The sequence below is a fragment of the Streptomyces sp. NPDC051740 genome, assembly GCF_044453165.1.
In the GTDB taxonomy this organism is placed as follows: Bacteria; Actinomycetota; Actinomycetes; order Streptomycetales; family Streptomycetaceae; genus Streptomyces; species Streptomyces atrovirens.
This window is the reverse complement of sequence record NZ_JBITCL010000022.1, coordinates 44541-57830: the sequence shown is the minus strand read 5'-3', so window position 1 is coordinate 57830 and position 13290 is coordinate 44541. Positions and strand designations below refer to the sequence as shown.

The 13290-nt window shown below is 67.6% G+C and carries 9 protein-coding genes and 1 pseudogene; 4 read left to right on the top strand and 6 right to left on the bottom strand.

Annotation, left to right across the window (positions count from 1 at the left end):
• Positions 1 to 223 precede the first annotated feature (223 nt).
• Both ACIA6T_RS29045 and ACIA6T_RS29040 read left to right on the top strand, forming a co-directional pair.
• A complete protein-coding gene (locus ACIA6T_RS29045; protein WP_399449454.1) occupies positions 224 to 1120 on the top strand; it encodes a glycosyltransferase family 2 protein in 897 nt (298 codons plus the stop codon).
• A 410-nt stretch (positions 1121 to 1530) separates the two neighbouring features.
• On the top strand, positions 1531 to 2346 hold the full coding sequence (locus ACIA6T_RS29040) for a glycosyltransferase family 8 protein (protein WP_218518593.1): 816 nt from the start codon (positions 1531 to 1533) through the stop codon (positions 2344 to 2346).
• Between the two features lie 305 nt (positions 2347 to 2651).
• On the opposite strand, the gene ACIA6T_RS29035 is transcribed toward ACIA6T_RS29040, so the two are convergent.
• The 3 genes from ACIA6T_RS29035 to ACIA6T_RS29025 all read right to left on the bottom strand — a co-directional run bounded on the left by ACIA6T_RS29035 (position 2652) and on the right by ACIA6T_RS29025 (position 7333).
• Positions 2652 to 4430, bottom strand: a complete 1779-nt coding sequence (locus ACIA6T_RS29035; protein WP_399449452.1) for an ABC transporter ATP-binding protein — start codon at positions 4428 to 4430, stop codon at positions 2652 to 2654.
• Positions 4427 to 6238 carry an ABC transporter ATP-binding protein gene (locus tag ACIA6T_RS29030; RefSeq protein WP_399449451.1) on the bottom strand — a complete coding sequence of 604 codons (1812 nt, stop codon included), beginning with the start codon at positions 6236 to 6238 and terminating at the stop codon, positions 4427 to 4429. Before ACIA6T_RS29030 ends, ACIA6T_RS29035 begins: the two co-directional genes overlap by 4 nt.
• A 156-nt stretch (positions 6239 to 6394) precedes the next feature.
• Positions 6395 to 7333 (bottom strand): hypothetical protein, encoded by a 939-nt coding sequence (locus tag ACIA6T_RS29025; protein ID WP_399449450.1) that lies wholly within the window; start codon positions 7331 to 7333, stop codon positions 6395 to 6397.
• 385 nt (positions 7334 to 7718) lie between these two features.
• Here ACIA6T_RS29025 and ACIA6T_RS29020 point away from each other — a divergent pair.
• Positions 7719 to 7853, top strand: a pseudogene (locus ACIA6T_RS29020) (VOC family protein); the annotation flags it as partial.
• Positions 7854 to 9255: 1402 nt separating this feature from the next.
• On the opposite strand, the gene ACIA6T_RS29015 reads toward ACIA6T_RS29020, so the two are convergent.
• On the bottom strand, positions 9256 to 10236 hold the full coding sequence (locus ACIA6T_RS29015; RefSeq protein WP_399449449.1) for a phosphotransferase family protein: 981 nt from the start codon (positions 10234 to 10236) through the stop codon (positions 9256 to 9258).
• Between the two features lie 187 nt (positions 10237 to 10423).
• Here ACIA6T_RS29015 and ACIA6T_RS29010 point away from each other — a divergent pair, with 187 nt between their 5' ends.
• Complete coding sequence (locus ACIA6T_RS29010; RefSeq protein ID WP_399449448.1) at positions 10424 to 11533, top strand: MupA/Atu3671 family FMN-dependent luciferase-like monooxygenase; 1110 nt, start codon at positions 10424 to 10426, stop codon at positions 11531 to 11533.
• Here ACIA6T_RS29010 and ACIA6T_RS29005 read toward each other — a convergent pair.
• Together ACIA6T_RS29005 and ACIA6T_RS29000 are read right to left on the bottom strand one after the other, a co-directional pair.
• Entirely contained in the window at positions 11503 to 11883 is a 381-nt protein-coding gene (locus tag ACIA6T_RS29005; RefSeq protein ID WP_399449447.1) for a phosphomannose isomerase type II C-terminal cupin domain, read from the bottom strand. The genes ACIA6T_RS29010 and ACIA6T_RS29005 overlap by 31 nt on opposite strands.
• A gap of 46 nt (positions 11884 to 11929) precedes the next feature.
• Entirely contained in the window at positions 11930 to 13276 is a 1347-nt protein-coding gene (locus ACIA6T_RS29000; protein ID WP_399449446.1) for a hypothetical protein, read from the bottom strand.
• Positions 13277 to 13290: the final 14 nt, after the last annotated feature.

The window sequence follows — 13290 nt, the reverse complement described above, 5'->3', positions numbered from 1 at the left end:
CTCTCGTCCCGCGCGGCCGGTGAGCCGATGGTGTCTGGACAAGGAATGACTGATACCGCCGCCGGAATTACCCGCCACGTTGGGCAGCGCTTCCATGCCGGAATTCGAGTGGAGGTGCTTAATGATCTGGCGAATCGAGAGCGGGACATTCTGATGCATCAAGGGCTAATTCCTCCCGGTGAGGGGAGAATCTCTGGAAGGAAATCCTGGAAGGGTCGGTTCAATGGCGATCAGAATGGTCTGCATGGTGGGCGGGGATACTTCACTGCTCGGTCCAGCCATCGAGCACTACCGGCGCCTTGGCGTTGACCGATTCCACATGGTGCGCCACGCGGACAGTCTGGACGATCCAGCTGTCGCAGCGTCGGAGGAGGTCATGCGGCGGGCCGGACTGGCGTTCTCCCGGGTCGTGGTCGGGCCCTGGCACGAGCACCTGAACCCGGCGGTCATCCGGGAGACGATGAGCGAACACCCTGACGATTGGTGGGTGGTGGCCGATCTCGACGAGTTCCAGCTCTACCCCGACGGACTCACCGCCGTTATCGCCTACTGCGAGCGGAACGGCTACGACTTCGTGCAGGGTGCCTTCCTCGACCGGGTCGCGTCTGACGGCACCCTGCCGGAGCCCGACAGGTCGGCACCGGAGGCGCTGTGGCGCCAGTACGGGCTGGCCGGGCTTCTCACCCTGCGACTGCTCCATGCCCGGCCCACCAAGGTCACGCTGGCCCGAGGGCGGACCGAGCTGTCCTACGGACAGCACAACAGTTGGTCCGGCCGGAGTGTGCCGCCTGGCGACATCTACGCCCAGGTGCACCACTTCAAGTGGACCGGTTCGGCCTGTACGCGACTGGCCCGCCGGGCGGAGTCCTATGCCTCCGGCGCCTGGGAGATCAACAATTCGGTGATCATCGAGGAGTCTCTGGCTTTCCTCGAGCACGTCGACGCCCACGGGGGCCGGATCGATGTCAGCGACTCCTCCTTTGGGTTCCTGCCTTGCGGCGAGGCGTACACGGACTACGTGAACTGGCCTGAGGTAGCAGCCGAACTCGCCGGCAGATACACGGAGTTCGACGCCGGGCGGGCCCGTAGGCGGCGGGCCGACCCGACGCTGCGCCTCTGACGGGACCTGCGGTGGCCGTGCTGCGGTGGGTGCCGCGCGCTCCTCACGAAGCCGGCGGACAGCCGCGCCGCAAGGCCGGACGCCCCGGCCCCCCATGGCCATGTCACGGTTCAGTCCTCTGTTGGGCTGTCCGGTGGTACGGGCCGCCGCGGGCGCCGGCCAACGGTCGCAGCGGATGGGCCCGACCGCCCCGCCATGTCCGGCGTTTGCCAATCCTGGCAACCTATTAGCTATCAAACAACCAGGGACTTCGGGCATCCGGAGTCTGCCAGCGCATTCCAAAGCCGCCTCGTGACCTCCCTTCTATTGCCAAGAGTTGCCAACTCCTCCTAGGTTGAGGGTCGAGCCACACGTCGGCCGCATGCCCGGACGGCGGCGCCCAGCCCGGATCACGAACCCGAGGAGCGAGGATGGGGCAGCAGGACATCCATGTGGTGTTCGCGGTAGACGACAACTACGCCACAGCCGCGACGGTCGTCGCCAGGTCGATCCGCGACGGCCTGCGCGACCGAACGCGCGGACTTGTCTTCCACGTCATCGACTCCGGACTCGGCGAGGGCAGCACCCGGATGCTCGGCGACGCGGGCGACGTCCGGATCCACGAGGTGCCCGACCGTCTGGAGATGGCGGTGCCCCGCAAGCACTGGACGGCAGCGACACTGCACCGCCTGCACATCGGCGAGATCGTTCCCGAGGACGTACACCGGGTGATCTACCTCGACGTCGACACGATCGTCCTGGACAACCTCGCGGAGCTGTATGACACCGACCTCGCCGGCGCGCCGATCGGCGCGGTCATCAATGAAGTGGCCCCGGCCCGTCTGCTGACACTCGGCACGACACGGGCGAGCCTCAGTGAGACCGGCGCCAAGGCGCCGGGCTACTTCAACGCCGGTGTCCTGCTCATCGACATGGATCAGTGGCGTGCCGAGGACATCACCACGCGGGCGGTGCACATCTACCGCACATACGGAAAAGACATTCCGACCCTGGACCAGGACATCCTGAACCACCTGTTCGCGGAACGCTGGGCCCCCATTCCCTCGAAATGGAACAAGTTCATCGAGCACCCGGTGCACGGACGATTCGGCCAAGGCCGGATGGAATATCTCACCCGCCGCGAAGGAATAATCCACTACATCGGCGGTGACAAGCCGTGGAGCGACGAATTCCCCGACAATCCGCTGCGGCGGATCTACCGCGAGTTCACCACCGTTCCCGCCTGACGACCCGACATCCAGGCGAGCACCCGTGAGCACCAACCACCTGCGCCCCGGCGAGGTGTACCCCCACTGCGGACCAGGTCCACCGGCTGGTGGCGGCGCAGTTCCCGCAGTGGGCCGACCTGCCGGTCACCCCCGTGGCGGCCTCAAGGGTGGACAACGCCGTCTTTCGGCTCGGGAACAGCAATGCGGGCCAGGACCGGTGCCCCGGAAGGGCTGGGCGCGAACCGATCGCGCGGTCACCACCGCCCCGGGGACGTGGACGTCGTCGATCGCGAACACACGTTCAACGCTTGCGCATGACACTCCTACCTATAGGCCTGCATCTGCGTCCGGTACAGCTCGGCATACTCGCCGTCGGTCGCAAACAGGTGCGCGTGCGTGCCTTGTTCGGTGATGCGACCGTCGCCGATGACGACGATGTGGTCGGCCGTGTGGACGGTGGAGAAGCGGTGGGAGACCAGCGCGGTGACGGCGCCGCGGCCGGCCGACTCCCGGGTCTGTTCCATGAAGAGTTCGTACAGCTCATGCTCGGCCTGCGGATCGAGGGCGGCTGTGGGCTCGTCGAGCACCAGAAGCAGCGGAGCCTGCCGCATCAGCCCTCGTGCGAGGGCAACCCGTTGCCACTGGCCGTGGGAGAGTTCGACTCCGCCGAAGGTCTTTCCCAACTGGGTTTCAAGGCCTTCGGGGAGTTCGTGGACGAGGCGTGTGGCGCGTGCGCGGTCCAGCGCCTCGGCGACCTGGGAGGCGTTCTGGACGGCGGGCAGGTCGCCGGCGCCCACGGATTCGCGCAGCGGCGTCTGGAGCTTGAGGAAGTCCTGCAGTACGCCGGTGCACACCGCCGCCCAGGCGGCGGGGTCGAGCTCCCGCAGGTCGACGCCGTCGACGGTGATCATTCCGGTGGTCGGCTGCTGCACGCCCAAGAGGAGTTTGACCAGGGTGCTCTTTCCGGCTCCGTTGGCTCCCGCGATACCCAGCGACGAGCCCGCCGGAATGGTCAGGTTGATCTCGCGCAGCGCGGGGGACACGGCGCCGGGGTAGGTGAAGGAGACGTTCCGTAGCTCGATGGCCCCCTTGAGACGGACAGGCGCCGGTGTTCCCGCGCGGGTGGTGACCGCAGCGTAGTCGAGGAGCCATCGGTGATGTTCCGCGATCCGGCCGCCGTTGGCGACCTGGATGATGGTGTCGACGGCCAGTTGCTGCTGTGCCCGCAGCTGGCCGGCGAGCGAGATGATGAACACGGCGTCCCCAGCGGTGGCGCCGCCCGTCCTCAGCAGATGTCCGACCACGACGAGGGCCCCGGCGAGGGCGGTGAAGTACAGCACCCATCCGCCGATCTCGTAGACCAGTCCGCGGAGCCGGACGCGCGCCTCGTGCTGCGCTCCCTCTGCCCACAGGTCGTTCGCACGTCTGTCCAGCCGCATGCCGTTGCCGCAGACCCACACCTCCTTCGCGGTCTGCGGGCGCAGGCAGAGATCGTGCAGTTCGGCCTCCTGCCGGAAGTGCTCCACGGCGGCGTCGGCCGCCTGCTGCTGCATCCGTTTGGCCCTATTGGTCAGGGGGAGGATCGGTACCGCGCAGGCGGCGAGGAGGGCGAGCAGCGGATGGATGTCCACGAGGAGCCAGAGGCTCATGGCGATGCCGGCCAGCGCAGAGAGCGCGTAGGCGGCGGCCCAGCCCGTGTTGGTGAGGGCCAGCGTGCCCCGTCGGAGCATCACGATGCGGTTGATGAACTCGCTGCGCTCCAAGTGGGCGATCGTGGGGATCTTCGCGGCGGCCTCGGTGACCTCCTGTTCCAGCGCCAGCTGGATGCGGTTACACAGGTCGTTGCGGTAGTTGACGGAGATCCGCTGACCGATCGTCTGGAGCACGTGGCAGACGATGCCCAGGGCCACCGCTCCCAGCAGACCAACCGCGATGTCGAGTTCGGCCGAGTCCACGAGCCACCGCTGGCTGAGCGCGGTCAGGGAGACGAGCCCGGCCTGCAGGCCAACGAGTACCCCGACGGCGATGGTCGTTCGCCGATCGGCCCTGAAGCTCAGCGACAGCGTGTGCCGGGTCATGCGCAGACTGTTCCGCATGCTCATCCGCGCTTCTCCTCAGGCTCTGCGGCGTTCGGCTCGGAACCTTCCCGCTCTGTGGCGTCAGGCTCGGCGGCGCCGTCCGAGAAGCGGGAGGCCTGGAGCCGGAACAAGCGCGCGTACTCGCCACCTCTCCTGAGGAGGTCGGTGTGGCTGCCATCCTCCGTGATCCGCCCGTTGTCCAGGATCACGATCCGGTCGGCGGACCTCACTGTGGAGAGCCGATGGGAGATCAGTACTACGGAGGCGTTGCGGACCGCGCCGACGACCTCGTCGTAGAACCGAGCCTCGGCCTTCACGTCGAGATGGGCGGTCGGCTCGTCCAGCACCACCAGTCGTCTGCCGTGGGACACGGCGTACAGCGTGCGCACGGCCGCCAGCCGCTGCCACTGCCCCCCTGACAGTCCGCGCCCTCCGCTGCCGGTGTTCCACAACACCGTGTCCAGCCCGGACTCCAGCGAGGCCAGCACCGGCTCCAGGGCACCGAGGCGCAGCAGTTCCTCAAGCTCGTCGTCCCAGGTATCCGCCTCGGGGGCGGCCAGGGTGATGTTCTCCCGAAGGGTCAGCGGGTATTGGACGAAGTCCTGGAACAAGGCCGTCATCCTGCTCCGCCACTTGGCGGGATCCAGGGTGCACAAGTCCTCCCCGTCGACGGTGATCCGGCCGGCTGTCGGCGTGTACAGTCCGGCGAGCAGCTTGATGAGCGTCGTCTTTCCAGCGCCGTTCACCCCCACGATCGCCAGCCGCTCTCCGGGCCGGATGGTGAGGTTCAGGCCGGAGAGGACGGGGCGTGACGCGCCGGGGTAGGTGAACGTCACGTCCTCGAAGCGGATCGTGGAGACCGTGGCGGCGGGTGTCCGTGTTCCCGTCACCGGCGGTGGCAGGCCCTCCAACTGGCGCAGGGCGTGATGGGCCGTCTTGCCGTACTCGATGTCGTACGACTCATTTCCCATGTTCGCGACGGCGAAGACGCCCCATGCCGCCACCAGGCAGAAGGCCAGGGTGCCCACGTCGATCTCGCCGTCGAGCGCCGCGGCACCGGGAACTCCGAGGGCCAGGGCGGCGCAGACAGCGGTGATCGCCATGGAGAGCTTCTGGCGGTGCAGGACGTTTCTGCGGATGCGCCAGTAATCGGCCAGCCAGGCGTAGTGTGCGGCCAGGCGGCGTTCGCTCACCCAGCCGGCCAGTCCGAACAGCCGCAGCTCCGTTGCCGCTTCCGGGCCGGCGGCCAGATCCGCCCAGAAGTCGACCTTGCGGCGCTCCGGCGTTGCGGCGTCCTTCACGTTCTCCAGGAACAGCCACTGCCGCAGCGTGATGGACCGGATCACGAAGCAGAGCACGACGAGCGCGCAGGCCAGGAGCGGGAAGTAGACGGCGAGAGCGACGCCCATGGCGAACGCCGAGAGCATGCGCCCGCCCGTCTGCACCTGGCCCACCGCGGCCATTCCGACGGAGCGTTCGCGCCAGGCGATGCCCTGGTCGGCCGCGCGCGAGGCGACGTCCTGGAACTCGGGGTCCTCCAGGTGCGAGATCCCGGCGGGGCGCAGGGCGATGAGCCGCATGCGGGAGCGGGCGGCGCCGTCGATGGTCTTGGCCATGGACTGCTTGAACGCCAGCCCCGCGATCTCGGCGGCCTGGCGCAGCAGCATGGCGGCGGCGAAGCCCGCCGCCGGCCAGAGGTAATCGCCCGTCTCATCGGTCAGGACGTGGACGAGCCTCTGGGCGCAGAGGGCGGTCAACGGTGCGATCGCGACCTCCACGAGCGTCGTCAGGACGATGGCGGCCAGGAGACGGCGGCTTCCGAATCGGAGCATCCCGAGAAGCTCACGGCGTTCTTCGTAGAGGCCTCCGAGGCGAGTCCAGCTGAGGTCGCGCAGGGAGAAGGCGGGATAAGGGACAGGACTCGTCATGCGTTCAGCTCCCCTCCGTCCCGTGTCCATGCGCGGAGGCGCGAGTCGCGGGATGCTGGATCAAGGGCACTTCCTGCCTTCCAGCCGGGCGAGGACGGAAGTGAACAGAGGCGCATAACGGCCGAAATTGTCAAGCGTGTGCGCCGTCCTGCCCGATGCCTTGCTGGAGGCGAAGTAATGGCACATGACGCGCCGATCCGCGTACGGCAGCCACTCCCACGGGCCAGAGCGGTAGGCCTCGCCCAGCGACCTGACGGCGCCGCCGAGTCTGCCTCCGAGCACGGAATAGAACATCTGGGTGACATGACGAGGACGGAAAAGGATGTCGCGCGGAGTGTCCTCCATCATCTTTTCAAGGTAATCCGCATCGAAGAATCGCTTGCGATCGGCGCACATGAATCCGCAGCACATCTCCGGCACGTAGGGCACGGACGGCAGGGCCTCGGGGATCCAGCTCACACCCATCGGGCCGCGCCCGTGGTCGAACTGCTCGTAGGAGTAGAGGAACGCGGTCCGGTCCGTGGAGTCGGCATTCCACCGCATCAGCTCGTCCGGGGTGTCGACGAACACGATGTCGCTGTCCATGCCGATAATCTTCTCGGTTTCCGCGAGCACGAAATAGTCGACCAGTTGCAGGATGCGCACGTTGCGCCGCCGGACCTCCAGCAACAACGGGCAGCGGGCCAGCGTCTCTTCGACGACGGCGTCGGCGGTGGCGCGGGGAATCACCCGAATTCCCTTGACGTGCCGCCGCAACGTATCGACGTCTTCCTTGGCGAGGCTGCCGTCGTCGTGCACGACAGCGCAGACACCGGGCCAGAAATGCCCCAGCGATTTGATGGCGAACAGATACAGGGGAACGTGTTCGCGGGAGACCAGCGAGTGGACCTCGACGGCAGCCGTGCCGTCCAGTCGTGCCTGCGGAGAGCCGAGGATTCCGCGGAGCAGTTCCTCGGGCTCCCGCGGCTGCCGAGGCGAATCCGCTGTGGACTGGCTCACGTGACCCTCACCCCTCAGGTGTTCACCTTCGCGTAATCGAAAAAGTCCTCGGATCGGGCACCACGCCACTCCGGCGCCGAGCATCCGCGTCGAGACTATGGGACAGTGCCAACGTTGGCAAGACATTGACAACATTAGGCAATGCGGGTCTGGTGGGAGGCGCACCCCGTACAGCCACCCCTTTGGGCCCTTCGCGCCCTTCAGGTTGCCTCTATAACTCCTGCCGAACGCCTGCGGCGGTTCGTTGTTTCCTGCATCGAGCATCTGGAAGCCACCCGTCTTCCTCGTTTCCGAATATGAGGTGAGCGTCGATGTGCGCACCGCCCTCGCCTTCACCCTCGGGTCCCTGAAGGCCGGCTACGCCCCTCCGCACTCCGGGGGATCGATGACCAGTGGGTTCACCGAGTTGGTCGTCGACTGCCACGATCCGGAGCGGCTCGCGGCCTTCTGGTGCGCGGTCCTGGGCTTCAGGGTGATCGACCGGAGCGAGGGCAAGGTCGAGATCGGCTGCCGGGAGCCGGCGTCCTGCTGGCCGGCGCCACCGCGGGCGTAGCCACCCGGTGGGCCGGTTACACAGCCGTGTTCTTCTTCTGCGCAGGGCCGTCGACGGCTGCCGTGTTTCTGGTCGCGGCGGGGTGGCGTGCCGTCACATGCCACGGCGCCCATCCGGATGCGGGCGACCGCCCGGAGCCGAGGTCCGGCAAGGACGCCGAATCCGGCACCGGACCGACACCGGACCGGTGAGGAGTCGGCTCCGGAGCGGCACCCCTCGCAGTCACCCGCGGCCGGCCCTACGGGAGCCGGAGAGCGCCGAGTTCGTCCCCGGTCACACGAGACTCAGAAGTCCAGCAGACTTCATCGTTTGCCGTGCCGAGCCTCCAACGACCGAGGGCGGCCGCCACCGCAAGTTGGTCGAGCGGAGTCGCCATGGCCACGGAGGAGGGACCTGTCGCCCGAATCGAATGGGCCGTTTCGACGTGACCCCGACCGTCATCGGCTCGGCGCGGGTCATGTCCCTTCTCGTGCGACACCGTTGCCTTTGGCGGGAGACGCCGATGTCAAGGGGCCCATCCGTCAGGGATCACTTGGGTGTGGATGGTGCATTTCTGGGCCTTCCGGGGGTGCCGTTTCCGGTTGAAGGGGTATTTGCTGTCCCTCTTCAACATCTGTGACTTCACTCGCCACCGTCGTTGCTGTGGGATCAGGTTCTCCAGAACGGCATGGCCGATCGCGCCGACCAGCGTCACCGGCTCCCTGCTGACGAGACGCTGGCAGACTTCGATGACAACGGGACCTCCGGGTTACCCGCCCTGGCTCGAAACCAAGGGACTTACCCGAGGTCCCGTCCTGCTGTTCGCCTCCTCGACGACCCGCCCGTCGGCCTAACGCAACGGTGTTGCACGACAAGGGACGCCATCACGGTGCGGGCACACGTTGGTGGGACAGCCGGCCCAAAGACCGTCCCACCCATGCCAAACCACCGCTACAATCGCCTCCGCCAAGTCGTTGACCAGGACTAATGCAGAAGTCCGGCTGGAGTATTGGCCCTGGCGCTGGAGTACGCGGCCGATCCCGCGACCTTGACGTGGCTGCGCTGCCTCGTCGAAGAGCAGGGGCAGTTGGCCGGTTCGTCGTGGAATAGTGCCGGCAGACTCTTGCGGCACCGGCCCGAGGGCCTCCGCTCACCGTCCGGGCTCTTGACCGGCGACTGCTCGTCGATGAGGGGAACGTCCCCCTGGGCCTTCGGATCCCACTGCGCTGACGTCCTCACTGCACCTGACCTGGATGCTCTCTCCGGGGCATCCGCTGGCCAGTCTCCGATGACGCATCACATGGAGTGCGTGTCCATCCTTGAGCTCGCCGTAAAGGGCGCCCGACCCGCTGGTCCTCACCGTTGCTCTGAGGTGCGGCGGTCCCAGTGCCTACTCGCCGAGCAGGGCCACGGTCTCCCGTAGGCGCTCGCACGCCCAGTCGTACTGCTCGGTGCCGGTGTGCGCGCGGAAGTTCGTCTCGATGATCTGGATCAAGGAGAGGTGGAGGTTGTACAGCCGCCGACGGGTCCGCTCGGTGGTGGTGAGCGGTCCGTGGCCGTAGCCGCGGATGAAGGCCGAGGCGTCCCCGAACGCACCCGACTCGGTCCCGGTGAAGCCGAACTCCATCAGCGGATCACCGTAGAACGCCCGCTCGTGGTCGACGATCGCCACGACCTGGCCGTCACGCACCATGCAATTGCCCGGCCACAGGTCCCACTCGACGAACCGGGGCTCGGTCACCTCGTCCAGCGAATCGGCGTGGGCGGCCACGATGTCGCGGATCGCGCCGTAGCCGTGGGGGAGGACGACATCGCGTCGCTCGCCGTCGGCCAGCAGGTCCTCGACCATCCGCAGGAAGGCCGCGCGCCACGTGCGCTCGCCCGGTCCGGCCAGCGGGCCGAAGACGGCGCCGGGGATGGTGTTGAGCTCGCGGGTGATCGCTCCGAGGGCCTCGTCGTACGCGTTGATCTGCGCTTGGGGCAGGGTGTCCCTGATGACCTGGAGGTTGTCCGCATCGATGTACGTCATGAAGAAGTAGTCGGCGTCGCACACCTCATGGGTCCGATCGGCGAAGTCGACCTCCGGCACGGGAACCTTCGTGTGCTCTCGGATCAGTCGCAGCGCCTCCAGTTCGGTGGCCATAGCGCCGCGCTCGTAGGTCATGACCTCGACATCCGGCGGCGGCGCGATCTTGAGGACGACGTGCGTGCCGGATCGCAGCCGGATCCGGTAGGCCACGTTGAACCAGCCGTTGCTCAGTTCATCGACCCAGTCCTCGCCCGCGACGCACACCTCTTCCGGGCCGTAGGCGCGGGCGACCATGGTGCGAAGCGCCTCAACGGGCTGCCGGTTCTTTGTGATGCTCTCCATCAGTAATCCTCCGCCCCAAGCATGATCGGACGGTAGCACCAGGACGGAGTTGTGCACTCGGGCCTCCTGGGACGCCTTGCCACCGCTGGTCTCTCGGCAACGTCGATTGCTAGCGTGGCGATTGTCCGGGCGCATGGTATGCGAGATGTGTCGGAGCCTTGGCGTCAGACAACTGACGGAGGAAACCGTGGATTTCAGCCTGTTCTATTTCGCGGACGACGGGGAAGCCGCGGGCGATCGCTATCGCCTGCTGATGGAGGGCGCCCGCTTCGCGGACGAGCACGGGCTCGCCGCCGTCTGGACACCCGAGCGGCACTTCCACCGCTTCGGCGGCCTGTTCCCGAACCCGTCCGTCACGGCCGCGGCGGTGGCGGCCGTGACCTCGCGGGTGCAGGTACGGGCGGGCAGTGTGGTGCTGCCGCTGCACCATCCGGTGCGGGTGGCCGAGGAGTGGGCCATGGTGGACAACCTCTCGCACGGCCGGGCCGGCGTGGCGCTCGCCTCCGGCTGGAACCCCCGGGACTTCCTCTTCAACCCGGACGCGTACGCCGACCGCCGGGAGCGCACGGTGGCCGCCGTCGAGACCCTTCGCCGGCTCTGGCGGGGCGAGACCTTCGACGCCGAGCCGGAGTACCGGGTCTACCCGCCGCCGGTGCAGGCGGAGATTCCGCTGTGGCTCACCAGCAGCGGCAACCCGGGCACGTTCGAGACCGCCGGGCACGTCGGCGCCGGTGTGCTGACGAACCTGCTCACGCAGAGCATGGAGGCGTTGGCGGAGAACGTCGCGGCATATCGGCGCGCCTACGCGGGCTCGGGGCGCGACGGCCGTGGACACGTCGTCCTGATGCTGCACACCTGCCTCGGCGAGGATCTCGAGTCGGTGGAGCACGTCGTGCGCGAGCCGCTGCGGCGCTATCTGATGTCCGCGCTGGATCTGAACCTGCGCTCGACCGGGTCGACCGCGGACAAGGGGACGGCCTCGGGCGAGGGGACTCCCACGGCGCGGCCGTCCGCGCAGGAGCGGGCCCGGGCCTGGGCCAGATCCACCTTCGCCCCGGCGGCCGTCGACGGCGCCTACCAGCGCTATCTCACCTCGGACGGCTTGTTCGGCGCGGTGTCGGACGTGCTGCCCGTCGTGGAGCGCGCGCGGGAGGCGGGCGTCGACGAGATCGCGTGTCTCATCGACTTCGGCGTGCCGGTCGAGGCGGCGCTCAGTGGGCTGACACGGCTGGACGAGTTGCGTGCCGTGGTGGACGGGGGGGAGGTTCAGCGGTCCGTGGAAGCGAGCAGACGGTAGTTGTCCTCCAGGCGTTCGATGTCCTCTTCGTCGAAGAAGCCGAGGGACAGTTCGAGGAACCTGCGCGGCTCACCGCCCGGGTTGTGGACGCGGTGGGCGAGGCCGCGCGGAATCCAGATGCGTTCGCCGGAGGCCGCCGACCACGCGCGATCATCGATCCGCACGTCGAGCGGGCCGTCCAGAACAGTCCACCACTCGTCGCGTTTGGCGTGCCGGTGCAGACTCACCCGCTGTCCCGGATCGATGGTGATGAACTTGACGGTCGATGCGGTGTTCAGCGTCAGCCGCTCCTGAACGCCGTAGGGCCGCGGATAGTAGTGGATCTCCGGCTCGGTGGCTTCCTCGCGCATGTCTCTCAGCTCCTAGCTCGTGCTCAACCGCTCGGTCGTGCTCGGTTCAGGCTTTCAACGACTCGGTGACGAGGACGTCCTCCAGCGTGGCGAGCGCCGAGGCGGCGGTGGCCGGCGCAATCCGTGTGTCGTCGCAGACCACTTGCAGGATCAGCTCCTCGCCGTCGCTGCCGAGATCGGCGAAGAGGGTGGCATCGCCCATGTCGCGCCGGCCGACGGTGGTGATGGATGACTCTTCGAGCAGGGCCTTCAGATCCGGCAGCCCGCTCTCCAGGCCCGCCCACACACCGCGATCGCTGCGCACGTCGTTGAAGTAGTACGAGAGGTCGGTCGCGAGCCCCTTCGCCGTGAGATCGGTGAGCGCGTCACGCCACTTGAGGCAGTCGTATCGCGAGCGGCTGTACGTGGTGATCGTCCGGGCGTAGAGGTTTTTCGTGTATTCGGCGAACCGGTCGCCGCCGCGATTCTCACTCGGCAGGACGAGCAGCCCGTTCCCGATGGTCTGGCCGACGAAATGCGTGAGCTTTGGATGCGACCGGTTGTTGCAGACGAGCAGAAGAGCGGAGAGCTCGCTGTCGACGTGTTGGCGGAGGGTTCTCGTCAGCGCGGAGACGACGACGCCGCTCGCGCTCACCCCGTGACGCAGGGCGAGTGCCTCGACGGCGACCGCGGCTGCCCGGGACCGGAGAATCGTCACCGAGAATGCGCCGGGAGCCATCGCCATCAGGCCGCGGCCGGACGGCAGTTTCGAGGACGAGGCCAGCCAGCCGTCGATCACGGCGTCGCTTCTGCGGACCTGGTCGGCCGACTGCTCGTAGCCGACGAGGTCCGCGGTCTGCATTCCGAGCGCGCGGGTTTCGCGCCCCTCGACCGCGTCGCGGAGCAGGCGATCCAGCGGACGGCAGGCGCTTCCGTCGAACGCGAGATGTGACATCGCAACGTTGATCTGTGTGACGATCCCGCCGACGTGCTGCAGTCCCAGCCGGATCTGGGGTTCGTCCATGCCGAACGCCCTGCTCGCCAGCTCCGCGCAGGCCGGATCCTTCCGCGTGTTGTACCCGTGCCGCACGGGAGCCGCGTCGGCCTGGGCCTCGGTCACGCGGACCTCGATACGGGCCTCGTCCTGGAAGGTCTGCCGCACGCGCTCCGTATCGAACGACGCGCGAAAGATGTCGAGGGAAGACAGCAGTCCCCGGAGGCGGTCGAGCGCCTCGGCCACGCTGATGCCGTCCTTCAACGAGGAGATGGGCCATGACACGTTGAGACGGTCCGACGACGGACCGAGTGCGGTCATGCTGTCCCACATGTTCCCCTGTCCCCATGTGAGGGGCATCGGGCCCTGCTCGGCCCCCCGGAGTGAGAGGCTGTGCGATTCACTGTCGACGACGGCCATCAATTCCCCTTGCT